26 protein-coding genes and 2 tRNA genes are annotated in these 26238 nt (G+C 61.7%); 11 read left to right on the forward strand and 17 right to left on the reverse strand.

The window, feature by feature from the left end:
• Positions 1–173 precede the first annotated feature (173 nt).
• The gene (locus P0Y65_12260; protein WEK02980.1) at positions 174–1175 is read left to right on the forward strand and encodes a LysR family transcriptional regulator; all 1002 of its coding nucleotides are present in this window, start codon (positions 174–176) and stop codon (positions 1173–1175) included.
• Between the two features lie 170 nt (positions 1176–1345).
• Here P0Y65_12260 and P0Y65_12265 read toward each other — a convergent pair whose 3' ends face one another.
• Positions 1346–1582 carry a hypothetical protein gene (locus tag P0Y65_12265; protein WEK02981.1) on the reverse strand — a complete coding sequence of 79 codons (237 nt, stop codon included), beginning with the start codon at positions 1580–1582 and terminating at the stop codon, positions 1346–1348.
• Positions 1583–1827: 245 nt separating this feature from the next.
• Between P0Y65_12265 and P0Y65_12270 the strand changes: the two genes are divergently transcribed.
• Positions 1828–2145, forward strand: a complete 318-nt coding sequence (locus P0Y65_12270) for a hypothetical protein (protein ID WEK02982.1) — start codon at positions 1828–1830, stop codon at positions 2143–2145.
• Between the two features lie 240 nt (positions 2146–2385).
• Here the strand turns inward: P0Y65_12270 and P0Y65_12275 are convergent, their stop codons facing one another.
• From P0Y65_12275 to P0Y65_12295, 5 genes are all read right to left on the reverse strand, one after another.
• Positions 2386–2940, reverse strand: coding sequence for an AraC family transcriptional regulator (locus P0Y65_12275; GenBank protein ID WEK02983.1), 555 nt, complete (start codon positions 2938–2940; stop codon positions 2386–2388).
• Positions 2941–2958: 18 nt separating this feature from the next.
• Positions 2959–5028, reverse strand: a complete 2070-nt coding sequence (locus P0Y65_12280; GenBank protein WEK02984.1) for a TonB-dependent siderophore receptor — start codon at positions 5026–5028, stop codon at positions 2959–2961.
• A gap of 182 nt (positions 5029–5210) precedes the next feature.
• The gene (locus tag P0Y65_12285; GenBank protein WEK02985.1) at positions 5211–5741 is read right to left on the reverse strand and encodes an AraC family transcriptional regulator; all 531 of its coding nucleotides are present in this window, start codon (positions 5739–5741) and stop codon (positions 5211–5213) included.
• Between the two features lie 512 nt (positions 5742–6253).
• Positions 6254–8050, reverse strand: coding sequence for an ABC transporter ATP-binding protein (locus P0Y65_12290; protein ID WEK02986.1), 1797 nt, complete (start codon positions 8048–8050; stop codon positions 6254–6256).
• Positions 8047–9849, reverse strand: coding sequence for an ABC transporter ATP-binding protein (locus P0Y65_12295; protein WEK02987.1), 1803 nt, complete (start codon positions 9847–9849; stop codon positions 8047–8049). The genes P0Y65_12290 and P0Y65_12295 overlap by 4 nt, the downstream gene beginning before the upstream one ends.
• 142 nt (positions 9850–9991) lie before the next feature.
• On the opposite strand from P0Y65_12295, the gene P0Y65_12300 reads away from it, so the two are divergent.
• Complete coding sequence (locus P0Y65_12300) at positions 9992–10840, forward strand: AraC family transcriptional regulator (GenBank protein WEK02988.1); 849 nt, start codon at positions 9992–9994, stop codon at positions 10838–10840.
• Here the strand turns inward: P0Y65_12300 and P0Y65_12305 are convergent.
• The 6 genes from P0Y65_12305 to P0Y65_12330 form a co-directional block, all read right to left on the reverse strand.
• On the reverse strand, positions 10822–11619 hold the full coding sequence (locus P0Y65_12305) for an ABC transporter ATP-binding protein (protein WEK02989.1): 798 nt from the start codon (positions 11617–11619) through the stop codon (positions 10822–10824). The genes P0Y65_12300 and P0Y65_12305 overlap by 19 nt on opposite strands.
• Positions 11616–12656 carry an iron ABC transporter permease gene (locus P0Y65_12310; GenBank protein ID WEK02990.1) on the reverse strand — a complete coding sequence of 347 codons (1041 nt, stop codon included), beginning with the start codon at positions 12654–12656 and terminating at the stop codon, positions 11616–11618. Before P0Y65_12310 ends, P0Y65_12305 begins: the two co-directional genes overlap by 4 nt.
• Positions 12653–13609 carry an iron ABC transporter permease gene (locus tag P0Y65_12315; protein WEK02991.1) on the reverse strand — a complete coding sequence of 319 codons (957 nt, stop codon included), beginning with the start codon at positions 13607–13609 and terminating at the stop codon, positions 12653–12655. The genes P0Y65_12310 and P0Y65_12315 overlap by 4 nt, the downstream gene beginning before the upstream one ends.
• Positions 13610–13690: 81 nt before the next feature.
• A complete protein-coding gene (locus P0Y65_12320; GenBank protein WEK02992.1) occupies positions 13691–14554 on the reverse strand; it encodes an ABC transporter substrate-binding protein in 864 nt (287 codons plus the stop codon).
• Between the two features lie 343 nt (positions 14555–14897).
• Positions 14898–16109 (reverse strand): N-acetylglucosamine-6-phosphate deacetylase, encoded by a 1212-nt coding sequence (gene nagA / locus P0Y65_12325; protein ID WEK02993.1) that lies wholly within the window; start codon positions 16107–16109, stop codon positions 14898–14900.
• A gap of 223 nt (positions 16110–16332) precedes the next feature.
• Positions 16333–16407: transfer RNA gene (locus P0Y65_12330), tRNA-Gln, on the reverse strand.
• A gap of 173 nt (positions 16408–16580) precedes the next feature.
• On the opposite strand from P0Y65_12330, the gene P0Y65_12335 reads away from it, so the two are divergent.
• Positions 16581–16657: transfer RNA gene (locus P0Y65_12335), tRNA-Pro, on the forward strand.
• Between the two features lie 42 nt (positions 16658–16699).
• Here P0Y65_12335 and P0Y65_12340 read toward each other — a convergent pair.
• Positions 16700–17650 carry a nucleoside hydrolase gene (locus P0Y65_12340; GenBank protein ID WEK02994.1) on the reverse strand — a complete coding sequence of 317 codons (951 nt, stop codon included), beginning with the start codon at positions 17648–17650 and terminating at the stop codon, positions 16700–16702.
• A gap of 352 nt (positions 17651–18002) precedes the next feature.
• Between P0Y65_12340 and P0Y65_12345 the strand changes: the two genes are divergently transcribed.
• Positions 18003–18425, forward strand: a complete 423-nt coding sequence (locus P0Y65_12345) for a MarR family transcriptional regulator (protein ID WEK02995.1) — start codon at positions 18003–18005, stop codon at positions 18423–18425.
• A 48-nt stretch (positions 18426–18473) separates the two neighbouring features.
• Here the strand turns inward: P0Y65_12345 and P0Y65_12350 are convergent, their stop codons facing one another.
• Positions 18474–19088 (reverse strand): biotin transporter BioY, encoded by a 615-nt coding sequence (locus P0Y65_12350; protein ID WEK02996.1) that lies wholly within the window; start codon positions 19086–19088, stop codon positions 18474–18476.
• 92 nt (positions 19089–19180) lie between these two features.
• Here P0Y65_12350 and P0Y65_12355 point away from each other — a divergent pair, with 92 nt between their 5' ends.
• Entirely contained in the window at positions 19181–20089 is a 909-nt protein-coding gene (locus P0Y65_12355) for an MBL fold metallo-hydrolase (protein WEK02997.1), read from the forward strand.
• On the opposite strand, the gene P0Y65_12360 is transcribed toward P0Y65_12355, so the two are convergent.
• A complete protein-coding gene (locus P0Y65_12360) occupies positions 20079–20894 on the reverse strand; it encodes a DUF1499 domain-containing protein (protein WEK02998.1) in 816 nt (271 codons plus the stop codon). The two genes, P0Y65_12355 and P0Y65_12360, sit on opposite strands and share 11 nt — an antisense overlap.
• 83 nt (positions 20895–20977) lie before the next feature.
• Complete coding sequence (gene pdxH / locus P0Y65_12365; GenBank protein WEK02999.1) at positions 20978–21601, reverse strand: pyridoxamine 5'-phosphate oxidase; 624 nt, start codon at positions 21599–21601, stop codon at positions 20978–20980.
• A 106-nt stretch (positions 21602–21707) separates the two neighbouring features.
• Here pdxH and P0Y65_12370 point away from each other — a divergent pair, with 106 nt between their 5' ends.
• Entirely contained in the window at positions 21708–22679 is a 972-nt protein-coding gene (locus P0Y65_12370; GenBank protein ID WEK06789.1) for a J domain-containing protein, read from the forward strand.
• On the opposite strand, the gene P0Y65_12375 is transcribed toward P0Y65_12370, so the two are convergent.
• Complete coding sequence (locus P0Y65_12375; protein ID WEK03000.1) at positions 22676–23617, reverse strand: L-threonylcarbamoyladenylate synthase; 942 nt, start codon at positions 23615–23617, stop codon at positions 22676–22678. The two genes, P0Y65_12370 and P0Y65_12375, sit on opposite strands and share 4 nt — an antisense overlap.
• Before the next feature lie 68 nt (positions 23618–23685).
• Here P0Y65_12375 and P0Y65_12380 point away from each other — a divergent pair, with 68 nt between their 5' ends.
• From P0Y65_12380 to P0Y65_12395, 4 genes are read left to right on the forward strand one after another with little or no spacing between them, the layout of a single operon-like run.
• Positions 23686–24633 carry a histone deacetylase family protein gene (locus P0Y65_12380; GenBank protein ID WEK03001.1) on the forward strand — a complete coding sequence of 316 codons (948 nt, stop codon included), beginning with the start codon at positions 23686–23688 and terminating at the stop codon, positions 24631–24633.
• 9 nt (positions 24634–24642) lie between these two features.
• Entirely contained in the window at positions 24643–24885 is a 243-nt protein-coding gene (locus P0Y65_12385; GenBank protein WEK03002.1) for an exodeoxyribonuclease VII small subunit, read from the forward strand.
• A gap of 5 nt (positions 24886–24890) precedes the next feature.
• Positions 24891–25499, forward strand: coding sequence for an SCO family protein (locus tag P0Y65_12390; GenBank protein WEK03003.1), 609 nt, complete (start codon positions 24891–24893; stop codon positions 25497–25499).
• The gene (locus P0Y65_12395) at positions 25496–26236 is read left to right on the forward strand and encodes a TlyA family RNA methyltransferase (GenBank protein WEK03004.1); all 741 of its coding nucleotides are present in this window, start codon (positions 25496–25498) and stop codon (positions 26234–26236) included. Before P0Y65_12390 ends, P0Y65_12395 begins: the two co-directional genes overlap by 4 nt.
• Positions 26237–26238 lie beyond the last annotated feature (2 nt).

A 26238-nucleotide genomic window follows, 5' to 3' on the forward strand; every position in this document is an offset into this window, starting at 1 on the left:
CTTGAGCCGAAACATAGGCTCGTCGCGGGCAGTCACTCAGTGTCCAATCGCGCACATCGGCGGTGCGAAAACGATCCAGTCACATCATCTGCCGTTGCGGCGAGCGCAGAAATGGCGCTCAATGAGCGTTGGTGGGACTGGGGAAGTCGCACCCTACGGCGCGGGAATGCACCATGATGGACTGGGACGATGTTCGCTATTTTCTTGCCGCGGCGCGCGGAGGTTCAGTGCGGGCCGCTGCCAAACGCCTCGGCGTTAACCACGCGACCGTGCTGCGACGCATCGCCCAGCTCGAGGACCGCCTGGGAACTCAGATGTTCGAGCGGCTGCCTTCAGGCTACCGCCTGACGGCCGCAGGTGAAGAGGTCCTCGAGTTGGCCAGCCAGATGGAAGCGTCGTCTATTCAATTGGAGACGCGCGTCTTCGGGCGCGACCAGAGCGTGCACGGGCCGCTGCGGGTCACGCTGCCACCGCCCCTCGCTGCGCATCTGCTCATGCCGGACCTGGCCGATTTTGTCCGCCTGCATCCGGGCATCGAGATGGAAATCCTGTCGTCAGGTGCGCTGGCCAACCTGACCAACCGGGAGGCCGACGTCGCGATCCGTGTTGTCTATGATCGCGAGACCCTGCCGCCCAATCTTTACGGCCTCAAGGGACCGGCGCTCTACGGCGGCTTCTATATGTCCAGCGCTCGACTCGCCGAATGGCGGGCGGGCGGGACGGATCCCAGATGGATCGGCATCAGCGGCCAAGGCGTCCCGGACTGGACCCGCGCCGGAGAACTTCGCACCACTGGCACTCCGTTCTGGACCACTGACTTTGCAGCACAGATCGCAGCGGTGCGGCAGGGCATCGGCATCACGGCGATCCCATGCTTCGTCGGAGATACCGATCCCCTGTTGGGGAGGGTGTCGGATATCGACCTGCAGCTCTATGGACCGGTCTGGCTTCTCGCTCAGGGGGAAACACGCAAGACCAAGCGCGTGCGGCTCTTCACTGAGTTCCTCTCCCGCCGGCTTGACGCCTACGCGCCGCTTCTCGCCGGTCAGCTCATATCGCCCGACTTACGCTGGGCAGGTCACAGACGAAGGGTGCAGCAAGTCTGTGATCATCTCACATCGGCCAGTGATGAGGTGGATGGCAGCTTTTCGGACTTCGATTTAAGCTATAGATGACCGAAATGGGGTCGGCATTAAACCGACCGTTTATGGCGCCAGGATACCGGCGTCGTCGGGTTGGGAAGCGGGCCGGCAGGTGTTGGAAGCTGAAAGCCTAAAAGCATCAGGACGGCGATTGGTGACGTCGAGCCAATGGAAGGCCAGCGCAGACCATGATTCCGGCAGGATCAGCGAGGTTTTGGTAAGCCACGCTCTCGGTACTCGTCGATGGCTTTTGGTAAGCCACGCTCTCGGTACTCGTCGATGGTGATGTCGCCGGCAACGTACAGCGCGGTCAGTTCCTCTAACACGGGATCCCAAACGTAACCTTGGCGCATATTCATGGCGCGCGCTTGGTCCGTGCTCTTCTTGCGAGCAGCTACTGCTTCGGGAGAGCGATCAGTTCCGTTGCCCTGAGAGGTCATCCATGGATCTCCTGTTCGGACCAAAATTAGTGCCCGGAGCGGGAAAATCCAATGTGCTGTAGAGCTTTGTGCACTTTTTCATTGTGACACATTTTTGCTGAAGTGGACTGGCAAACTGCGTTAGATCGAGGTTACTCCAGGAGAAATTCCTGATCGCCAACGCTGATGCGTGTTTTTCAAATGCCGGTGACCGGCGTTCGCAGGACCGGTTACTGTGTCGTCAAAATATCAGACAGGAGGTGGACATGGGACTCTTGAGGGATTTTCTCTCAGCCTTGAACCGAACGCCGGAGGAAAACCACGCTGAAATCGAGCAGATGTATCCCGGCTATCTGGCGAAGCTGGACGCCGCACGCAAGCGCGATACCGCCGCAGCAGCGCGGGAGGCAAGCCTGATCGCTCATCGCAAGTCAGGGTCGGCCATGTCGGAGACCGCCGAAGCGGCGCATCAGATGGCCATGAGAGGCGCGATCGACCCCAAGGTCGCCTTCAGCATGGGCGTTCCCGGCGCACCGGACGGCACCGGCAAACTGGTTGGACCCGGGGGTCACTATAAGGGGTAGACTTACGGTATTCGAACGGACAGGGCTTAGCGTCCGATCTGGCGTCACTGGATGACGGCCGGCAGGGGGTGGTTTCCTGACGGTCCGCTTTTGTTATTGAAACGAAAGCCGACATCTACCTCGCAGATTTAGGTGCTCCGGTCGATGAGACTTTCAGAAGATACCCAGTCGGCTAGGCGATAGCCGTAACCTCGGCGACTGAACGCACACCGAACTGAAAACGGTGATTTTATAGTTACACTATTCTGATTTTAGTGGAGGTCCTGCATGAGATTGAGCGGGTAGCAGGACCTTGGACAGCTCCGTGCCGACCCGCCGGTTGGGTCGGCATGTTCGTGGGGCGCAGCCGAAGTGAGAGCGAAACGCTGTCGAAAGATGGGCAGGCCGATAACCGACCTCTGCTTCAATTTCGGCAATTGGCTTGTTCCCAAGGAGCAATAAGTCCAGCGCTCGTTCCAATCTGTAGCGCTTTAGATAGGCGAATGGTGAGAGGCCAAATACAGCCCTGAACTGCTCGGTCAGCCTTCTAACATTGGTGCCGACATACCGTGCCAAAACCAACATCGGGGGCGGGGCTCGCATATCAACCAGTAACTTGTTGCGTGCGAGGTAAACCCGATTGCGCTCTGCGGCCGAGAGTTGTGCCGGCTGACGGCCCAGTTCGGGCAACGATACGCTTACTCGGTTGATCACTGCTACAGCAGTATCGCCGCCGGTTGTCGGCAAGCCGTGCAACGCCTGCTCCATCGGCATCGCAAACAGCAACGTCCCAGGGTTTGTAACATCTTGTCGCATGGGCTGCTTCCACAGCCCTCAGAATTTGTTAGAAACTTTGGCGGTCAGGCTTCGCCCCGAGCCGTAGAAACACCCGGTTGTGGCATCATAGCAGGCGGCAACGTGTCGATTGTCGAAAAGATTATGCGCGTTGAGCTGTAGATTGAGCCCCTCAAGGTTGGGATTGGTGTCGCCAAAATCATAATTCAAGGATGCATCAACCAGCGCGTAACTGCCTGTCTCAAACTGATCGTCCATCGTGCCGCCGAGCGTACCGCCGCTGTAACGCACGCCAACTCCCGCTTCTATGCCAGCCAAGGGGCCATCGGGTGCCGTCCAGGTCAGCCAGGCCGATGCGATATGCTCGGGCGTACGAAGTGGCGTCTTGCCAACCCATCCGGAATTGTCGCGACTGTAGCTGACATCCTGATAGGTATAGCCGGCAATAACCTCAAACTGATCGGTGAGGCTGGCGCGGGCTTCCAGTTCGAACCCCATCGAGGCAATCTCTCCAGCCTGGATGCTGAATGCCGGATTGGCAGGGTCCGTGGTCAGCGTATTGGCCTGGGTAAGGTGAAACAGCGATGCCGAGAGCAGACCATTCCAGCCATCGGGCTGATACTTGATGCCAACCTCGTATAGCTCGCCACGGGTCGGTTCGAAGGGCAGGCCGCTCGCCGAAAGCTGGTTGAGCGGTTGAAACGATTGGGCATAGTTGAAATAGGGCGCGATGCCGTTGTCGAAGCGGTACAGAAGTCCGCCGCGGAAGGTTGTCGCTTCGTCGTTCTGGGTGAAGCCGCCACCCATGAGATGGTCGACGGTTTCGATGCTGGACCAATCATGTCGAACGACCAGCGTAGCGTGCCAGTTGCCAAGCGTCATCTGATCCTGGACGTAAAGGCCAAACTGCTTTGAAATCACTGAATTGTCCATGAAAATCATGGGTAAATCGACGATCGGCGCGCCATATGTAGGCGCGAAAATGTCCAGTGGAGGTGCGTAGCCCTGACCATAGTCTCCGCGCCCGCTGAAATACTCATAGCCTGCTCCGACAAGCACATCATGCTCTATCGGGCCTGTGTTCAAATGACCCGAAATGCTGTGATCCATGTCGAAGGTATCGAAGCGATCGCTCGAAACTTCGGCGGCACGATCGACCGTGCGCATGTCAGCCTGCAGGCCTGAAAGCACTACACGGGCGATATCCATGTCGACACGGCCATATCGGGCGCGGGAACTCACCGACCAATCCTGGTTGAACGCATGATCAAACTGATAGCCAAACGTAACCTGGTCGCGTGCCGTTCTATTGTAGCCCGGCTCCCCGACATAGGCATCGATGGGAAGCCACCCATTGGGATTTGGAAAGAGCGTCCCGAAAGCCGGAAGCGATGAGAACGTCCCACTTCTTGGATCATGCTGTACGCGGGCCATGAGGGTCAACGACGTCTCGGCACTGGGTTGCCAGGTGACGGATGGCGCGATGGCGAAGCGGTCTGCGGTCGTTCCCTGTCCCTGCCCGGCTGTGGTATGAAGCGTGGCCGCCAGCCGGTAGAGGAGAGTCTGATCGGCGGCCGAACCGCCCAAGTCGACCGAGACACGGCCGTGATTGCCCGTTCCTCCAGCAAGTTCGACCAGTCGAAGCGCTTCGCCCGTTGGCAGCTTGCTCGACAGCGCCACGATGCCGCCGGGGTTTGCATTGCCGTAAAGCACCGAGGAAGGTCCTTTCAGCACTTCGACGCGCTCGAGCAGGAACGGGTCAACCTGCTGTGTCGCGAAGAATACCCCGCCACGCAGACGCAGCCCATCCAGGAAGGTGTCGCTAAGGCCGGTCGACGCATTGTTGAAGCCACGGATCGACAACTGGTCGATGCCCGTGACGCCTCCCCAAAGCTCAGCCGCGACGCCGGGCGTGTAGCGCAGCGCCTGATTGACCGTCTCGACATTTTGCCGGTCCATCTGCTGACGCGTAACCACCGATATCGACTGAGGTGTGAGGGCGACCGGTGTTGCTGTCTTTGTTGCGGTGCGACTTTGGTTGGCGATGATCCCTTCGCCCGGTCCTTCTGCTTCGATCCCGTCGATGACCAGTTGTTCCAGCAGCGTCACTGACTGCAATTGCTGCGCCAGCGTCTATCCACTCGATGTGCCCAGCGCGGCTACAATGACTGCGGTGATGGTCTTCATGATACGGCCCCAGCTATTCAGTTGGGACCGGTCATACGACCGGCTGGCTGTGCCAGGCTATCGCCCCGGCTTGTGCCGGACAGTATAAAACTTGTGCTTTTTGATCAGGATTTCTGTCGATCGGTACTCGGTGGATGGCCGAAATGCTGACGGTAGGCAGTCGTAAAATTGGCGGGATCGTTATATCCCATCCTGTAGGCTATTTCCGATATCTGCAGATCAGATTGGTTCAGCAGGATACGCGCGACCTCCAGGCGGCGATGAATCGCATAACGCAGGATGGTCATATCAAACGTCTGACGAAAAGCTCGGCGCAGCGTTGTGTCATTGGTTCCCAGCATGCGCGCCAGCGCATTGATAGTGGGTGGGCTGGAGAGATTGCGATCAAGAATTTCCCGCGTGGCATGCGCGAGATCGCGATGCGAGCGGCTACCACCAACACGTGGCCTGTCAACAGGTGACAAGGTTGAAAGCGCTACGATCGCCGAGAGAGCCTGACTTTCTCGGTACATCGCCGCTATCGACCCATGAAACGGGTTAATCGTCATGGCTTTCAGGATGTATGTCAAAGCGTGATCAACCGGTATTTCCCGACGGCTGATACCGGGCCGCATGAGGTCGGCTATGACCGACATACGGCCATCATCTGCCTCAAGACAAAACTCTGACCCTATCAGCAGTGAAACACTTCGGATCCGACAGCCTCGCGGCTGGTACGTTCTTGTCCTGACCGTTTCTCCATACCCAATAAGGATCGGTGTGGCGGTGGTACCAATCTCGGTTTCCTGCCCATCGACATCGCTGATCCATCTTCCCTCGTGCAAGAGCGTAAGGCAGAGCCCTGGGCTTTGTGCTACGTCTGCGTGGAATTCCTGTGTCGTCTCAAAACTGCTCTCAAAGACCTGAACGTAAGGTCGCACCGAATGAGCGACGAATCGTCCGTAGCCAAATGGGTCACTTACGACGAACTTATGTGACGCCTCAGTGAGCAGATCGCCTAGCGAGATGAACTCGTCTGCGCTTTCGCCCAGCCCGGTATCTCGGTAGGGGGACCAGCTTTTCATAGAGCACCGTTTACTTGATAAACAAACTCATCTTAACCGTATTTTGCTTCGGATGAAAACTCACAACGAGTGCTCATGCAGGGTCAGGCACTCCCAATCTTCCAGTTTGCTGCCCGCGTGCGATGCCCCCAAAGGCTGGCATAAAGACCGTCCTCTTCGAGCAGCGACGTGTGATCGCCCTGCTCGATGATGGCACCGGCATCAAGCACCACAATCTGGTCCGCCGACTGGATGGTGGAAAGCTTGTGCGCCACCACGATCAAAGTCTTGTCCGAGACCAGTATACCGAGTGCTGTCTGAATGGCGCGCTCATTGCTCGGATCGATCGCCGCCGTCGCCTCATCGAGCAAAACGATGGGCGCATCCTTGAGAATTGCACGGGCAATAGAGACACGCTGACGCTCGCCACCCGACAGTTTGGCACCACCCTCGCCGACCCGCGTTTGATAGCCGTGTGGCAAGGCAATGATGAATTCATGCGCCTGAGCCGCCCGCGCCGCCGCCTCGACCTCATCCTGGCTCGCCCCACTGCGCCCCATGGCGATATTTTCGTAGATAGTGCCCGCAAACAGATAGACGTCCTGAAACACCACGGTGATCAGACCGTTGAGCGTGGCCTCGTCCATCTCCCTGACATCAACGCCGCCAATGCTGATGCTGCCCTCCGTGACATCCCAGAAACGCGCGATGAGGTTGAGAATGGTGCTCTTGCCCGAGCCTGAGGGTCCTACGATGGCGGTCATGCTCCGCGCCGGGACGGTTAGCGACACATCGCGCAGCACAGGCGTGCCGTGATTGTAGCTGAAACCCACGCCGTCAAATGCTACATTAAAGCCGTCCAATTTCTGGGCCACCTCCAGCTTGGGCAGCAGTGGCGCCGTCATGATCCGGTCGATGCGCGTCAGGGAGGCATCGGCGATCCGCACCAGTTCCATCACCGAGATCAGCGCCAGGAATGGCGTATAGATCGCGAACAACAGCACCAGCACCGAGATCATGGTCGCCGCGTCGATCTGCCCGCCGGCATAGCGCACCGCCCCCAGCGCAATCACCAGCGGCGCACCAAGCAGGATCAGCACCGCGATCGCGGTGAACGGCGCCACCAGCTGAGCCACCAGCGAATGGGAAATATTGCGGAACGCCCGCAGCGAGACCTCAAAACCCTCCTGCCCCTTGGCGATCTGATTGAAGGCGCGGATGACCGAGATGCCCTGCACATATTCGATCATCCGGGCCGCCGCCTGCGCCTGCCGATCCTGCCGCTGAATGCCCAGTTGCGCCAAACGGCGGCTGGCAAACAGGAACACCGGCGCGGCAATCACGATCGACGTGATGGCCGCCAGCGCCGTCGGCCAATCCCGCCAGAGCAGGAAGATGAACACCACAAGCGGTAGCCCAAAAGCCTGGGCAATGCGTGGCAGGGCATCGGAGAGGAAAGACTCCACCATCTGCATGTCCGAGGTCAGGGCCGAAACCGTATCCCCCTTGTGGCGCGACAGATGAAACCCCATCGGCAACAGGCGCAAATGATCGAGGATAGTGAGGCGCAGGTCGCCCACCGCGCGATAGCTCGAAAGCCAGTTCAGCATGGAAGAGATATAGCTGCAGACCACCTGCCCCAGCAGCGACAGCGCCATCAGCCCGGTGATCTGCCAGGCCCAGCCCGCCGTCATCGTCTCACCCTCGGCGAGACCGACAACAACCCAGATCACCGCACTGAAACCCACGCCGAGCGCCATCGATTGCAGGAAACGGAAACCGAGACCCAGCAGCATGCGCCCCCGCATCGGGCCCACCATGGACCAGACACGCCGGAGGCTCGCGAGGTCGGAGCGCAGTTCGGTGTCCCCGTCGTGGGAATGGGTGTGAGCCATGGTCATTGTGCTGCCTCAGCAGGGGCGCCAGATATATCGCGCAGGGTTATGGATTGCGTCGCGGTATAGTCCTGCCAGAGCCGCGCATAGAGCCCGCCAGACGCGACGAGCTCATCGTGCCGCCCTCGCTCGACGATCCGTCCACCATCCACGACCAGGATCTGTCCCGCATCGCGAATGGTATGCAGCCGATGGGCAACCACGATCAGCGTCTTGCCTGCAGTCAGCGCGCCGATGGCGTCTTGGATCGCCGCCTCATTGTCAGGATCGGCAAAGGCCGTCGCTTCGTCGAGCACGATGACCGGCGCATTCTTGAGAATGGCCCGCGCAATGGCGAGCCGTTGTCTCTCCCCGCCCGAGAGTGACTTGCCCTGCTCGCCCAGCGGCGTGTCATAACCCTGCGGCAGGGCCATGATGAAGTCATGCGCCCGCGCCGCGCTTGCAGCAGCCATCACCTCTTCAAGGCTGGCATCGGGATTGCCGAAGCGGATATTGGCCGCGATCGTGTCAGAGAACAGGAAGGTGTTCTGGAACACGAAAGCCACGTCATCCATCAGCTGTTCGAGCCCGATGTCCCGCACATCCACGCCACCCAGCGTCACGCGCCCCTCGCGGACATCCCAGAAGCGTGGCACCAGACTTGCGATGGTACTCTTGCCCGAGCCAGAGGGCCCCACCAGCGCCGTCACCTCCCCCGCCCTGGCGGTAAAGCTGACCTGATGCAGCACATCGTGGCCGCCATAGCCAAAGCCCACATCCTCAAAACAGACATCGTGATGCTGCAGAGCAATCCGCGCGCCGCTGTCGCTCTGCGGACTGGCACCGAGCATGTCGAGCACCTGCGTCGCACCCATGCTGACATGGGCAAAACTGTGAAACTGCCCAAAGAGCTTCATCAGAGGCTGGCTGTAATTAGCCCCAAGGACGACAAAGAACAGCAGCGTCACGAGATCAAGCTGGCCCGCCACCATCAGCCAGGCGCCGACCGGCAGAATGACCGTGATGGCCGACAGCACCAGCGCATAGAACGTACCGCCCAGCGGCAGATAGGCCCGGCCCCACTCGGTCTCGACCCGCGTATAGTCGCGCACCGCATCGGCCGTTTCGGCAAAACTCTCGCCCGAGCGATTGAAGATTTTCACCACCGCCATGCCCGCAAGATATTCCACAATGGACGCGTTCATCCGCCCGGCGGCGTTCTTGTATTCGACCATGCGCGCGCCCGTTCCGGACATTCCCAGGACCAGCGCCGCAAAGGCAATCGGCGTCATGACGATCGACGCCAGCGCCATGCGCCAGTCGACCACGGCCAGCCAGATCGACACGGCGAACCAGGTTGCCAGCGCGCTCGTGCCTTCGGGCAATCCATGGGCAATGACCAGCTCGAGGCTTTCCGGCTCGTCGATGATCAGCTTCTTGGCGTCGCCGCTGCGCCGATCGGCAAAGTAACCCAACGGCAGCTTGGCCATATGCCGCGCCATGGTCGTGCGGATGCGATAGATGACATCGAAAGCCACACGATGGCTAAGCGCCGTCGCCGTCCCGAAAGTCAGGCCCTGCAGCAAGATCGCCCCAAGCGCGATGCCGGCATGGACGAGGAAGAACGACAGGTCGGTGTTCCCGGCCACCACCGCCTCGACCAGGCGATAAACCACCCAGATCGGCGTCAGCTCGAAAATCACCGAAATCGTGGCGAGCAGGATCGAACTCACGAATGCGCCCCGACTCGGCCCCAATTGGCTGGCCAGCAGCTTGAAACTGGCCAGATAATCTGGCTTGGCAGCGTCGGTTTCAGCGGTGCTCATGGTGCCCTCACTTTTGGTCCGATGTATTGGTTCGCCGCCCTTGGCGGCAGCGTGCTGCGCGGCCTCTGAGGGCCGACTTGAAAATCCTTGCTGCGGCCGCATAGAATATGACCAATCCGGTCATCTTATTGGCGATCACTTCATGTCCCCTGATACCGCCACCCATCTCCATGCCACCCACGAGGGCATGACGGTCTTTCTCGACCGTCGCCCGGCCCGGCGCGGCGAGGCCTATCGCTCGCATATGCAGGGCGGCATCTGGCTTGGAGTTATTGCAGCGGCCGATCTTGAAACGGAGGAGCCGGTCTTTGGTCGGCGTCGATGGACCGGCTCCACGGTCACCGGCTTCTGGGCACCCAGCGAAATGCCCAGCGATCACTTTGTGATGGCCGACAGTTCCATGGCGAGCCTCTTTGTCCATCTCGACAACACGGCACAGCAACGTCTTGGTCTGGATGAGGGACGCGTTTCCTCGTGGTCGGGCCTCACCCTTTCTTCGGGCGCGTTCGCGCTGCGCGGCATTCTCGACCAGACGCGGGCCCTGTTCTCGGCTGCAACGCCGACCAGACCGCATGACATCATCAGCTTTGGTCGCAAGGTTACCGCCAACCTTCTCGGCGAAACCGATCTCCTGCCCGCCGAACTCGCTCGCGACCCTGCCCCCCTGTCGACAATCGATATCGACCGGGTCTATCGCGCCCGCGACATGCTGCTGGCCGACCTGCGCAATCCACCCACGATCGTCGAGTTGGCGCGCTGCGCCGGCACCAACACCCGCAAGCTCACCGAACAGTTCCGGGCTCTCTTCGGCATGCCGCCTTTTGCCTATCTGAAGCACTATCGGCTCGAGCAGGCCCTCGATGCCGTGCAGCGCGGCGACCGGCCGATCACCGATATCGCCGCCGAAATCGGCTATCGCCCGACGCACCTGTCCGCCGCTTTCCGCGCCCGCTTCGGTCGCTCGCCGCGCCATTATCGCACCGCCATGTGAGCCGGCAGGGCGATGCAATGTGGCCTTTGCCGTCCCTCGGGGCCGATGGCCATCACGTTGACGTCGATCCCGAACAGCTTTTGCACCGTCTCGCGCGACACCACGGCATCAGGCGCACCATCCGCCTCGATCCCACCGTCGCGCATGGCCACGATCCGGTCGGCATAGGCGGAAGCCTGGTTGATGTCGTGCAACACCATTACCACGCCGATCCCCTCATCGCGATTGAGACGCGCGAGTAGATCGAGCACTTCAAACTGGTGGCCAATGTCGAGATAGGTGGTCGGCTCGTCGAGCAGCAGCCATTTCGGCTTCTGCGCCAATGCCAGCGCAATCCAGGCGCGTTGCCGCTCACCACCCGAAAGCTGACCGAATGAGCGATCGGTGAATTCACCCAGCCCGACCTGATCGATAGCCCAGTCGACCACGGCATGATCCTCTCGCGAGGCCGAGGCAAAAAAACCCTGATGGGCAAAGCGCCCATGCTCGATCACCCGCCGCATGCTCATCCCCTCCGGCGCTACCGGCGCCTGCGGCAGCAGTGCCAATTGCCGCGCCAGCGATTTCCGCGACCACTGCGCCACCAGTCGTCCATCGAGCCTCACCTCCCCCGCCTGGATCGGCAGCAGGCCGCCCAAGGTTCGCATCAAGGTCGACTTGCCACAGCCATTGGGCCCAATGATCGCGGTGATCCCGCCGGCCTCGATGCCCAGGCTCACTTGATCGAGCACCACGCGCTCGCCATAGCCGACGGTGACGGAACGGGCTTCCAAACTCATTTGAGGCTCCAGCCGCGCAGGCGCAGCAATAGAAGAAATACCGGCACGCCGATGAGGCTGGTCACGGCCCCCACTGGCACTTCGAGCGGCACGGCAATGCTGCGCGACACCACATCGCTGAGCACCAGCAACAGCGCTCCGCCAACTACACAAAGCAGCATCTGCTGGCCAAGGTTCGGCCCTACCATCAGCCGCACCGCATGTGGCACCACCAGCCCGACAAAACCGACGGGCCCAACAACCGCCACCCCGCTGGCCGCCAGCGCCACGCCCACAGCCAGACCCAGAGGCCGCCAGAGTCGGATCTCCAGCCCCATTGATCGCGCCATGTCGCCATCAAACCGCAACAGACCGATCGGCCGCAGCACCAGGGCCGTTGCGATCACACCAGCCGCGGTCCAGGGCAAGATTGTCACCGCCTCGTCATAGCCGCGCCCAAACAGCGATCCGGCGAGCCAGATCATCGCCACCTCCGCCTGAGCCCCACCCATTGCCAGCACCGTCGCCATTACCGCCGCACTGACGATGGCGCCGAAGGCCACCCCGGCCAGCGCCGTCCGGGTCGGGTCCAGTTCGCCGTCCCAGGCGAGCCAGAACACCAGCGCCCCGGCTAGGATACCGCCGCCTAGTGCCACGAAGGGCACCGTCGACATCGGCAGGTAATAGCGCGCGAAATTCGGCGTCCCCTCGGGCACCAAAAAGCTCGCTGCGAGCAGCATGGCGAGCACGACGGCCAGGCTTGCCCCACCCGAAATACCGAGCACTGTCGGGTCGGCCAGCGGATTGCGCAGCGCCGTCTGGAAGATCAGGCCCGCCAGCGCAAAATGCACTCCGACCTGCATCGCCACCACGAGGCGTGGCAGCCGATAGGTCGAGATGATCCGTTCCGCCATCTCCCCCTGCGGGTCGAGCATCAGCGCACCAAGATCGGACCAGCTAGCATCGGCGGCGCCAAACACCATGCCGAGCAACAGCGCAAAAATCAAAGCCAGCAATGCCGCCATGAGCAGCAGGAAAAAGTGCGGCCACGCGGTCATGCCGCCCTCCGCATCTGCCGCAGGAACAGCAAGAGCAGCGCCCCGCCGAGCAGCGTGGTCAAAATCCCGGCAGGCATCTGCTTGCTCCAGATGCCCGAGCGGGCGAATGCATCGGTGGCCAGGGTTAGCGCCGCGCCATTGAGCGCCACCAGCGGCAGCAGCAATCCGTGCCCGGCATTGCCCCCCGCCCGTCCCAGTAGCCAGCGCGTCAGGTGTGGCACCGCAAAGCCGACGAAACCGAGCGGCCCCGCCGCCGCGACGCTCGCCGCCGTAAGAACCACCGCAATCACCAGGAAGCCGAGCCGCCACAACACCGCATTGGCCCCAAGCGAGCGCGACACCGCATCCTCAAATTGCAGAATATCGAGCCGCCGCCCGAGCAGCATGCCGGCGACCAGACCACCAGCCACCCATGGCCAGGTAAAGAAGACCTCGATCCAGGTGCGGTTCATGAAGCCGCCGATCAGCCAGAAATAGAGCGTCTGGATCGCCGTGCGGTTCAACACCATGGTGGCGCTGATCGCGGCCATGAAGAAAATAGACACGGCCATGCCAGCCAGCGTCAATTGCAACGGCGCAAAGCCGGACGGTCGCGCCAGCAGCAGCGTGATCCCCGCCGCGAAAAGTCCCCCGGCAATTCCCGCCGGCATCAGCAGGGCCGTGTCGGACGAGACCAGCACCATCACGCTCGCCACGGCAAAAGCGGCGCCCGAACTCACGCCCATCAACCCCGGATCGCCCAGCGGATTGCGCAACACCGTCTGGATGATCAGCCCTGCCATGGCAAGGCTTGCGCCCACCAGCACAGCAACCAGCGCTCGCGGCAGTCGCAATTCGCGCACCACGAAGCCAGATTGCGACCCGTCATCGACGAACACATGTCGCAGCGCCTCAAGCATGGACGTGGCAACACTGCCCTCGCCCATGGTTTGGACGAAGGAGAATGCGAGCACCAGGGCAGCCCCCGTTGCGATGAGACTTGCGCGAAAACAGAGCGACATGGGCATGGGCGGGCGTTCACCCGCTCCTTCCGATCAGGGGGGCAGTACCGTCGCGGCCGAGCCCTCAGGCAGCTCAGGCGCCGCAAAGGTTTCGGGATAAAGCAGATGCGCAATCTCGCGGAACACCAACTCACGCGCCATCGGCCCGGTCGGCTGGGAATAGTGATCCCCAACAAGATAGGCGTGTCCGTCCTTGACCGAGCGCATCTGCGCATAGGCCGGATTGGCCTTGCCCTCGTCGCCATGCGACACGAAGAGGAAGAAGTAGTCGGGATCGAGCGAGAGCAGGTCCTCGGCTTCGAGCGGCACGAAGGCCTGCACGGGATCGTCCACCTCGGCCATGCCCAGCACGTTCTCGGCCTTCAGCAGCGGCAGGAATTCGGATGGCAGCAGATTAGTCTGGTAGCCATAGAGCGTATCGTAGTAGGACCATACGAAGAGCGCTGAAACGTCGCCCGGGGCCTTGGCCTCATATTCAGCGATCAGCGCCCGGAAAGCCTCGTTTGACGCCTTGCCGTCATCGCCCTTGCTCAGCGCCAGCGAAGCGCTCTCCACCGAGCGATAGGAATCCTCCAGCGTCACGCTGTCATAGGCAAGAAACGCCCCGAACTTTTCCAGGTCCGCGGCAAAAGGGCCGGCATAGTTGACCATGCCGATGGTCAGATCGATCTCGTCCTGTGCCATCAGCTCGAGATTGGGTGCGGTCATGTCACCATAATCGGTCACGCCCTCGCCCGTCCCGAGATAGGTTGGATACTCGCCCTCATAGGTGATCATGCCGACCTCCTTGAGGCCAAGGGCCGCCAGAATGTCGGCTCCGAAGATCGAGAGCGATGCGATGCGCTCCGGCGCGGTTTCGATTGTCACCTCGGCGCCGCGGTCGTCGGTAACTGTCACGGGGTACTGCTGTGCCAATGTGGCTGTCGATGCTAACAGTGTGCTAGCCAATAGCAGCGAAATACTGACCTTCATCATGCTCTCCAGACTGGTTCCGGTAGACCCGCTAAGCCCCTCCCCCCCTGCCCGCAAGCACGATCATCCCAGCTTTGAGCCGTTCTAAATCATAGTGTGTTTCACGAAAGTCCAACGCTTCGGCCCGCTTCGAGCGAGGACAACATGCCTAGACGCTTCCTGAAACTCAATGTTGAGTAGGTCAAGATTTATGGGCAGCGTGCAGGAGAACCCCAAGGCGGACTGGATGACAGAACTGGGGTGGGAAGCTGACCCGAACCAAACCAACTTAGGCCGGGAAAGAGCGCATTGACGTCGTATCGTGCGCGACTGAAACTCGCCCTTCTGCTTGATAGCGGCAGCTCCCCATTACCCATGTCGACGAGACCATTTGGGCGCCATCCAGTTCAACAAAGCTAGCAATGGCACCCGGCCTTAGGTGACCATAGTTGCTGTCAATCCCGACTGCGCGCGATGAATAGAGAGAGGCCATGCGAAGGGCCTCTTCCCATGGGACGTCCACCTTTTCGTGCATAAAATGAATGGCGTCGATCATGTCGAGGTCGGCACCGGCCAAGGTCCCGTTGGCCAGTCGCAGGTCGCCGTTAGCTCGATATACCGTGCGCCCGTTCAGCTCGAAGCTGGTGAGGTCCGATCCCGTCTGAGACATGGAGTCGCTGACGAGAAATATCCGACCGGGTCCGAGCTTCGCGGCGAATGCAACCCGGATCACCGACGGGTGGACATGGATACCATCAGCAATCAAGCCGGCAAACACATCCCTGGCGCCCAGCGCCGCGCCGACCACGCCTGGTTCGCGGTTTTGAAGCTGGCTCATCGCATTATAAAGGTGGGTAGCCTGGCGCGCACCTGCCTCGAACGCTCGTTCGGTTGTTATCGCGTCGGCGTCCGAATGGCCTATGCTGACGACTATTCCCGCATCGGCCATGATTTTGATCTGGTCTGGGCCAGCGGTTTCAGCGGCGACTGTGACGAGGAGCATAGGCAGCTCCCGCTTTGGGGCCAACACCCTATCCAGATCAGACTGATCCATCGGGCGGATCAACGCCAGATCGTGCGTCCCTTTTCTGGCTATCGCCAGGTGCGGACTTTCCAGATGAAGACTCAGAAAACCGGGCACTTGAGCACGGACGGCGTCGATACCCGCGGCGATCGCCGCTTCATTAACTGCCGCAGTATCGGTGATGAGCGTGGGCAGCAAAGCCGTCGTCCCGAATTGGGCATGGGCTCGGCAGATCGCCTCGATCGCCGCCACATCGGGCTGGTTATTGAAGAGTACCCCTCCCCCACCATTTACCTGCAAATCGACAAAGCCGGGTACAAGATCCCCGGCAAGGTCAATGCGCCTCGCATCCTCCGGTATGGAGCCACGCGCCGCAATCGCCTCGACAATGCCGTCCGGCACCACGAGGGCGGCGGTGTCATGCCAGGTTTCGGAATCGAATATCCGAGGGGCAGTGATCGCGAGCAGATCAACCATCGGGTTGGATCCTTACTCTCAGGTTGGGCTTATCCCTTGAGGGCTCCCGCGGTCATCGATCCGCGGCGCCAATAATAGACAGCGTCGCGACGAAAACAGTGGGAAATGGCAGGCAAGCGACATGCTCCCGATGGGCATGTAACACACCTATGTAATACAACTGGGGATTCTTTCGGAGCCAGACGGCTCAAAAACCAGCATAATCAATGACTTGATAGATTGCTGGCTGGGGTGCCAGGATTCGAACCTGGGAATGTCGGTACCAAAAACCGATGCCTTACCACTTGGCGACACCCCAACGTGGCGCGGTTCCTACACGGTTTGGCAGCGCTTCGCAACACGCCGAAAACAGCCGTAAAAACCCTGTGCTAGACGCTTGTATGCGGAAACAAGCGCAGCTATAACCCGGCCCATCGCGACTGGCCAAGAGCGAATGACGCCCCGGCCGCAAATCCCGTGTCGCCATCCTGACGGAGTATAGCGCAGCCTGGTAGCGCACCTGCTTCGGGAGCAGGGGGTCGAGTGTTCGAATCACTCTACTCCGACCAATCAACCCCGGCGTCTGCGGACGTCGGGGTTTTTGTTTGCGCCTAGGCGGCGACCGTTTCGCGGTAGTGCCTGAGCACCTTGTCTGCATCGACGCCGATGCAGACCGTCTGGGGGCGGCGGTTGGCCCAGTCCGGGTGACCGCCCTTGCGGGTGGAGGGCATCTGGATGGTCTGGCCGCTGGCAATGCCATCGCGGACGACCACGACCGGGCCCTGGCGGGTCTCGAACCACTCGGGGTGCAGCAGATAGGTCACCGCCAGCAGGTCATGGCCGACGACGCCGGCAAGGCCCATGATGTTGAGATAGAAGCGGGCGTAGTGGTCCGACATCTGCTGCAGCAGCGCGCCATTCTGGCCGGCTTCGGCCGCCAGCACCTGAAGATAGGCGGTGTCGAGGATAATGTCGTGGGTGACGTCGAGGCCAACCACCACGATCGGCCAGTCGGCGGCAAACATTTCGTCGGCAGCCACGGCATCGCCGTGTATATTGGCTTCTGCAGCCGGGGTCACATTGCCGCTGCGGCCCTGGTAGCCGAAGGCGCCGCCCATGATGATGACCTGCTTGGTCAGGCCCGCAATCGCAGGATCCTGGCGCAATGCCAGAGCCAGATTGGTCATGCGGCCAACAGCGATGATGGTCACCTCGCCCGGATTGGCGCGGATGGTGTCGATGATGAACTGGCTGGCCGTACCCGCCAGCAGGCCTTCGGTGCCGATTTGCGGAATTTCGATATCGCCCAGGCCGTTGTCGCCATGCACGATGGTCGGCTCTGGCTTGAAGATGCCATCGAGCGTTTCGCCGGCGCCGCGGATGACCGGCGCGCTCAGGCCAAACTGCTGGCGCAGGAACAGGGCGTTGCGGGTGGTGGTGTCGATGCTGGCATTGCCCACCACGGTGGTGATGCCCAGGAGTTCGATGTCCGGCAGCTTGCTCAGGTAAAGCAGCGCCATGGCATCGTCGATGCCGGGGTCGGTGTCAAAAATAACCTTCATGCGTGTCTTACATCCGGCAGCGGGCGCTGCCCTGTCCTTTGCAGATTTTCGGTGAGGCTTTCTAGGCAGTCCTGCGGTTTGCCGCTAGTCCCCCTCTGCCTGTCAAACCCTTGCCGGTGGCGGAAATGCAGCCATGCTTCGGCACGGCTCGGGACTGATTGAAAGCGGGGCATGCTGCGGTGTAGGCCTGCCAGGCTCAGACAAGGGCAGGTGTTTAGCGTCTCCATCTCGACATCTGCTCATTGAGCATATGCTTTTTCTTAACGAATGGAGATTTGTTAACGTGTGTTGCTGCCCCGGCTTTGGCATGATGGGGCCAAATAGATGCGCGTTACGGTGCGCGGAGTAAAACTTGCCTTCCCCCTCGACATCGGCACTGGCCGAATTGCTTGAACTCACCGCGCGCAAGCTGCATTCGCGTGGCCATGTCGCCGGTCTGTTTCCGGCGCAATGGGCGGCCTTGCGCTATTTCTCGCGTGCGCCCGAAGAACTGCGCACCTCAAGCGAACTGGCGCGATTCCAGGGTCTTGCCAATGGTCCGGTGAGCCGCACCGTGCGCACTCTGGTGCAAAAGGGCCTGCTGGCCAAGGCTGCCGAACAGCCCAAAGGACGCGCCGAAAGGCTGGAGCTGACCGTTGAGGGCGAGGCGTTGCTGGATAGCGACCCAACCCATGCGGTGGAAGCCGCCATCGATGGCGTCGCGCCGGGCGATTGCGAAGCGCTGGCGCGGGCGCTCGAAAGTATCGTGGCACAGCTCGAGCCCCGGCAGGACTAACAAAAAGGCCCGCCGAAGCGGGCCTTTTCAATTTATGTCCGGCAGTGCCTAGCGGCGATTGCCGGTCAGGTTCCACAGACCGGTGACGGTCAGGGCGGCCAAAGCCATCTTGAGGATGTCCCAGACGATGAAGGGCTGGATGGCGCCAGCAAAGGCCGAGGCGACCACATTGTTCTGGTCGATCCAGCCAGCCTGGCCGGAGAGCGCCAGCAGGTAGACAAAACCGATCACCAGCAGCAGCGCTTCAGCGCCGATCATGACTGCGAACAGCACCAGTGGCTTGGCCGAGGCGCCGCGATCGGCCGCAAAGCCAACGATGGCGGCGAGCAGCAGGAAGCCAACGAGGAAGCCGCCGGTCGGGCCGACGAGATAGGCAAGGCCGCCACCGGTAGCAAAAACGGGAAGACCGAAGGCGCCTTCGAGCAGGTAGAGCGCGACGGTGGCGACGCCGATACGCGCGCCAAAGGCAGCGGCCAGCGCCACGATGGCAAAGCTCTGCAGGGTCACCGGCACGGGCCAGACCGGCACGCTGATCTTGGCACAGATGGTGATCAGCAGCGTACCGAGCACGACAGTCGCGATGTTGGATGCGAGTTTCGCAGCATCGCCCTTGGGCTGGAACACACCGAGCAGCGTGTTGGGCGTGGTCAAAGTCACGGCCATTTCATACCTTCCATGCTTGTTTGAGCCGGCGTCCATCGCTGGACCGCTCTGTTCTAGTCACGACTTCATATTCTCTCGGCAAAGTGAGCGCAATGGCATCGCCCGCCCCTTCCCTGTCCTTCGACCGCAAATTCGATCCCCGGACAGGCACGCCCGTCGTGGTGGCAGAAGGGATTGCGCGCGTTACGGCGCCCAATGCCAGCGCCTATACTTTCACCGGCACCAACAGTTTCCTGCTTGGCCACGAGCGGCTCGCGGTGATGGATCCGGGCCCCGATGATTCGACCCATCTGGGTGCCCTCAAGCGCGCCATCGGTGGTCGCCCGGTCGATGCGATCATCCTTACCCACACCCATCGCGACCACAGCGCCGCGGCACGGCGACTGGCGGACGATCTGAATGCCCCGCTGTGGTTCGGCGGCCAGCACCGCCTGTCACGGCCGCTGCGCCGCTTCGAACGCAATCCGATCCGCAGGTCCTGCGACTGGAGCCTGGTGCCCGATGTCACGCTGGTCGATGGCCAGCAGATCCAGGCTGGAGACCTCGCGCTCACCGTGCACGCCACACCCGGCCATTGCGCCAACCACCTGGCCTTTTCCACGCCAGACATCCTCCTTAGCGGTGATCATGTCATGGGCTGGAATTCGACGCTGGTGTCGGTACCGGACGGTTCGATGGCGGACTATTTCGCTTCGCTCGACAAGGTCATCGCTCTGCCGCAACGAACCTATGTACCGGCGCATGGCGCCCCGATCGTCGACGGTACGGCCTATGCCCGCGCCTTGCGGGCGCATCGGCTGATGCGCAACGAACAGGTGCTGCGCGCTGTCCGCAGCGGCGCGCGGTCCATCTCGGCCATTGTCGGCAAGATTTATCCCGAACAGCCGCTGCCGGTGCGGCTCGCAGCAGCGATGACGATCAACGCCCATGTCGAATATCTAGAAGGTCTGGGGCAGCTGTCAGTCGCGCGCCCGTTCTGGGGCATGCGGATCACTGCATAGCGTCAACGGCACCAGGGACTTCAGTCTCAACGGCTTCCGGGGGCAGGTTGGCCTCGGGATTGTCACGCAGCAGGGCCGTCACCGAATCGTCGAGCGCCTCGAGGAAGGCCTCGATCCGCAGGCCATTGTCGCCAAAATCGTGCAACGCATGCAGCGAGGCCGAGCGCATGTCCACCGTGGATTGCGTCTGCGTACCGGTGACGCGGATCACCACTTCCTCGCGCCAGCCCGGCAGCGTCATGATCTGCGCATTGATCTGCCCCAGATCTTCCGATTGCCGCAGCATGCGAACATCCCAGCCATTGCCAGCGACGAGCGCGTTGACGAGGTCAAAGGTCGGCAGGAGGCCGAGTGGATAGGTGCGTGTTTCGGCATTGGGAAACTCCGCCGCCATTTCGGTACGCGAGAGCATCTTGGGCGTCGGCATTGCGGCGGTACCGGGCTCGAAGACCAGCGGCATCAACCCGCGATCAGTGGTCGCCATGTCGGTCACCGCCGGATAGCGCAGCATCAGGCTGCCGTACCAAGCATAGGGCAAGAGGCTGAGCGTCGCAAAGAACAGGCCGGCAAAGGCCTTGCTCCAACCCTGGTCGCCAGTTTGCCATAGTCGCCCCAACGCCAGAATGGCGGTGACCAGCGCCAACAGGCCGACAACGCCACCCACGAGGGCTGCGGCCGCGAACAGGTCGCTGGTGATCAGGCGCAGACGATGCAGAACCACGGCGATGATGACCAGAGGCACGGCAATGCTGCCCAGCCGGCGTGCCCAGATGGCTGTCCGCGATGTCCTGATCAATATGCGCAAGTCGGCCTCTTCACCTGACCGGCAAGTCTAGTGGCAAGGTGTTGCGCGAACTTGAAGATTTTCCGCTCGCGCGCAATTTCCCGTTAAGGATAGAGCCGGCTGCTGATCCAGCCATCGCCCTGTCGCGTGAAGCGGACGCGGTCATGCAGGCGATATTGGCCGTCTTTCCAGAATTCGATGCTCTGCGGCACGATGCGGAAGCCGGACCAATGGGGCGGCCGCACGACATCGCCGTCACCAACCCTTTCAGTCAGCTGGGCAACCTGCTGCTCGAGGGTTTCCCGATCAGCGAGCGGGCGCGATTGCCGCGATACGGATGAGGCGATCTGGCTGCCCTTGTGGCGGCTGGCGAAATAGGCATCGGCCTCTTCCGGCGTCACCACTTCCACCGGGCCGCGCACCCGTACCTGCCGGCGCAGCGACTTCCAGTGCATCAGCATGGCCGCCTTGGGCTGGGCGAGAAGCTGTTTGCCCTTCTCGCTTTCGAAATTGGTGAAAAAACAGAAGCCACGCGAATCGCGGGCGTTGAGTAGCACCATGCGCACATCGGGCAGTCCGTCATCATCTACTGTCGCCAGCGACAGGGCATGGGGATCATTGGGCTCGGCCTCCTGGGCCAGGGCGTACCATTCCTCGAACAGGGCAAAAGGATCAAGATCGGTGCGATCGCTGTCGTCAAAAAGGCGTTCTGTGAGGGTTTGCAGCATGATGACTCCGATCCCTTGGTCGGGTGAACTGGACATTGTGCGGGGCCGTGGCCATATAGGACTCGAAACCGGGGCGAAGCAACGCCCGACTCATTGAATGGACCAGATGCGCGATCCCTATACCGTGCTTGGGGTGCCACGTTCAGCGAGCGAGAAGGACATCAAGTCCGCCTATCGCAAACTGGCCAAGAAGTATCACCCCGATCAGAACCCTGATGATCCTTCGGCGCACGGCAAGTTTGCCGAGGCGACCAATGCCTATGACCTGCTGACCGACGCGGAAAAGCGCGGCCAGTTCGATCGCGGCGAGATCGATGCCGATGGCAATCCGAAATATGCCGGCTTCAATCCGGGCGGATTTTCGGGCGGTGCCGGTACGCGCGGCGGCCGCAGCGGTGCCGGTGGCTTCTCGGCCGAAGATATCCTCAAGGAATTCATGAGCGGCTTCGGCGGCCAGCAGCGTGGCGGTGCCGGTCCGGGCGCAGGCGCGCGCGGCTTTGCCGGCGGCAATGGCGGTCAATGGGATCCGTTTGCCGGTACGGCCGCTGGCGGTCCGGGCGGCGGTCGGAGCATGAAGGGCGAAGATATCGTGGTCAATGCCACAGCATCGCTTGAAGAGGCTCACAAGGCCGGCTCGATCCAGGTGCGCATGCCTTCGGGCAAGATGCTGTCGGTCAAGCTGCCGGAGAAGCTCGAAGAGGGCCAGCAAATCCGCCTCAAGGGCCAGGGCTCGCCCGGCCTCGGCGAACCCGGCGATGCGCTCGTCACCGTGCGCTTTGAAAAGTCCAAGCAGTTCCGCCGCGATGGCTCCGACATCCGCACCGACGTGCCGATCACGCTCTATGAAGCGGTGCTCGGCGCCAAGGTGCGCGTGCCCACGCTGGATGGTTCGGTCGAGCTCAACCTGCCGCCTGGCATCGATACCGGCAAGGCACTGCGCCTCAAGGGCAAGGGCCTCTACGGCGACGGCGATCTTTACGCCAATCTCAAGGTGGTGCTACCGCCCGGCGGCGACGCCGATCTTGAGGCGCTGGCCCGCTTCATGCGCGACCAGAAGCCCTACAAGGTCCGTGACTAGGGCCGCGGTGCCGCGGCCCTCTGCAAACGATCATTGATCGCCTCGCCCAGTCCGTAGTCGGGGATCGGTGCGACGGCGATCGTTTTCGTATCCAGCGCATCCAGCTCGTGCAGCATGGAAAAAAGGTTTCGCGCGGCTTCATGCAGGTCAGCTGACGGCGACAGGTTCCGCATTGGGCCTGCAAATTCGGCCGCCCGACCGAAGGCCAGATAGGCCTCGCCAGCCTGCGGCTCGGCATCGAGCCGCATCAGCGCATTGGGTGCATAGTGGCTCGCCAGCATGCCTGGCGCCGCGATGGCGGCGTGCTTTTCGGCGACCTCCACCGTCGCGCCCAGCAGGCGCTCGATCTCCTCGCGCGCCACGGCCCCTGCCCGCAACTGCACCAGCCGCTCGTCCTCGATGCGGATGATGGTCGACTCCACGCCCGCATGACACGGTCCGCCGTCCAGAACGGGCACCTTGCCGGCAAACCCCAGCCGCACCTGATAGGCCGAGGTCGGCGACAGCCGTCCAGACGGATTGGCCGAGGGCGCGGCCAGTGGCCGGCCGACCGCGGCAATCAGCTCCAGTGCAATCGGATGATCGGGAATGCGAATGGCCACGGTATCGAGCCCAGCCGTCGCCACATCGGCCAGTCCATGGCCCGGCTTTTGCGGCAGCACCAGCGTCAGGCTGCCTGGCCACAGCGCCGCAGCCTTGCGGGCAAAAGGCGAAAACTCGGCCACCGTCTCGGCCATGGCGAGATCGGCGCAATGGATGATCAGCGGATTGAAACGCGGCCGCCCCTTGGTCTCGTAGATCGACAGTACCGCATCGGCATCCGTCGCGTCGGCGCCCAGACCATAGACGGTTTCGGTCGGAAAGGCACAGAGCTTGCCGGCACTCAGGATTTCTGCAGCTTCGGCGACAGTCTTGGGATCGACGGCGGTCTGTTTCATCGCGGTTGTTTGACAATGACGCCCTCGCGCGTCAAGACCAAGTGACGAATCATGGAGACTCACCCCGCGTGACAACGCTGCTCGTCAGTCAGCCGAACTTTGCCGACCATGTCACACCGCAGGGACATCCCGAGCGCGCCGATCGCATCCGTGCCGTCGAAGACGTGCTGAGCCAATCCCGCTTCGACAAGCTTGTCCGCCGCGACGCGCCATCGGGCGATCTCACGCTGGCCGAACTCGTGCATGATAGCCAATATCTCGCCCGTTTGCGCGAGGCGCGCCCCGCCGAAGGCATCCGCCAGCTCGACGCCGACACCTACATTTCCGGCAATTCGCTCAACGCGGTCACGCAAGGACTCGGCGGCGCGCTTTCCGCCCTGGACGCCGTCCTGCTCGGCGAAGTGGACAATGCCTTCTGCGCCATCCGGCCGCCTGGCCACCACGCCGAAATCGCGACGCCCATGGGCTTTTGCCTGATCAACACAGTCGCCGTGGTCGCCCGGGAGGCGCAGCGCAAATATGGTGCGGAGCGGATCGCCATCATTGATTTCGACGTACACCACGGCAATGGCACGCAGGATATCTTCAAGGCCGACCCGACGGTGTTCTACGCCTCCAGCCACCAGATGCCGCTCTATCCCGGCACGGGCAATCCTGCCGAAACGGGCGTCGGCAATATTTTCAACGTCGCTCTCGATGAAAACAGCGATGGCGCGGCAATGCGTGACGCCTATCTCACCCGCATCATCCCGGCGCTCCTCAACTTTTCGCCCGATCTGATCCTGCTCTCGGCGGGCTTTGACGCGCATGAGCGCGACCCACTGGCCCAGCTCAACTGGCAGTCGTCGGATTTCTCCTGGCTCACCGGCAAACTGATGGATGCCGCTGACCGGACCTGTGGCAATCGCATTGTGTCGCTGCTCGAAGGTGGCTATGACCTCAAGGGCCTGGCGGGTGGCGCGAGCCATCATGTCGCCATGCTGATGGACGGCGCCGTCGGGCGCCTCGACGAATAGGGGTGCCAAATGGCCGACAATGACGACGTGAAAACTCTGAGCTTCGAAGCCGCTTTGGCCCAGCTCGAAGAGATTGTCGGCAAGCTTGAATCTGGCCGTGCCCCGCTCGCCGAATCCATCGCCATCTATGAGCGCGGCGAGGCTCTCAAGGCGCATTGCGAAACGCTGCTGCGCACCGCCGAAGCCCGTATCGAAAAGATCACGCTGTCCCGCGACGGCAAGCCGACCGGCACCGAGCCGCTGGACGCCTGAGCCAAATGGCCACTGCATCGAAGTCGCTGCGCAACTTCCGCATCGTGTTGTGGGCGCTGGTGGCGGTCGTTGCCATTGGCGCGACCGCGCTCGTCATCTTTCGTCCCCCTGCCCGCCCCCTCGGCGTGACGGGACAGGAGTTTGCGCTCAATTCCACCAAGGGCGGCGCCTTCACACAGGATGATCTCAAGGGCGTGCCGAGCCTGATCTTTTTCGGCTTCACCTTCTGCCCCGACGTCTGTCCGACCACCTTGGCCGAAACCACCGCGATCCGCGCCGAGCTGGGCCTGACACCCGAGCAGCTGCGGATCATCTTCGTGTCGGTCGACCCCGAGCGCGACACGCTGGATATGGTGCGCGACTATGTCGAGGGCTTCGATCCGTCCATCATCGGCCTCGTCGGCCATGACCTGACGCAGACCGAAAATGCCAAAAAGGCTTTCGGCGTGTTTTCGGAAAAGGTCGAGAGCGAGCCAGGCGACCCCTACTACCTGGTCAACCACACGGCGCTTACGTTCCTGATCAATGACGACGGCAGCTTCCAGGGCACGATTGCCTATGAAGAGGCCCATGACACGGCCGTTGCCAAGGTCAAACGCCTGGTCGAAGGATGAGCGAACGTATCCGCCTCGATCTGGCACTGGAGCAGCGCGGCCTTGTACCCAGCCGCGCGAGGGCACGCGACGCCATTCTCCGCGGCACCGTGACCATCAATGGCGCGACCGCTGACAAACCCAACCGCATGGTGGGACGCGACGATGTTTTGGCCCTCAGTGATCCGGCCGCCAACTACGTGTCCCGCGCGGCGCTGAAGCTTGTGGCAGGCCTCGACGCCGGCACGATCGATCCAAGCGGCAAAACCTGCATCGACGTCGGCGCCTCGACAGGTGGCTTCACCCAGGTGCTGATGGAGCGCGGTGCGCGCCGGATCTACGCTGTCGATGTCGGCCATGACCAGTTTCACGACCGCCTCAAGGGTAGCGACCGCGTGGTCAGCATGGAAGGCGTCAACGCCCGCGACCTGACGACAGGCGACATTCCCGAACCAATCGACCTGCTGGTTTCCGACATCAGCTTCGTCTCCGTCACCAAGGTGCTCGATGCGCCGCTGGCGCTATGCACACCTACGGCGGAAGCGGTGATCCTCTTCAAGCCGCAGTTCGAGGTGGGCCGCGAGAATGTCGGCAAGGGCGGTATCGTCAATGACGAGGCGGCCATCGCAACGGCTTTGACAGATGTCATTGCCTATGTCGAAGGGCACGGCTTCAAGCATCGTGTCTCCGTGACCTCGCCCATTGCTGGCGGCGATGGGAATGTGGAGACGGTACTGGTCTTTGGCCGCTCGGCCTGAGT

Source organism: Candidatus Devosia phytovorans, assembly GCA_029202405.1.
GTDB classification, from domain to species: Bacteria; Pseudomonadota; Alphaproteobacteria; order Rhizobiales; family Devosiaceae; genus Devosia; species Devosia phytovorans.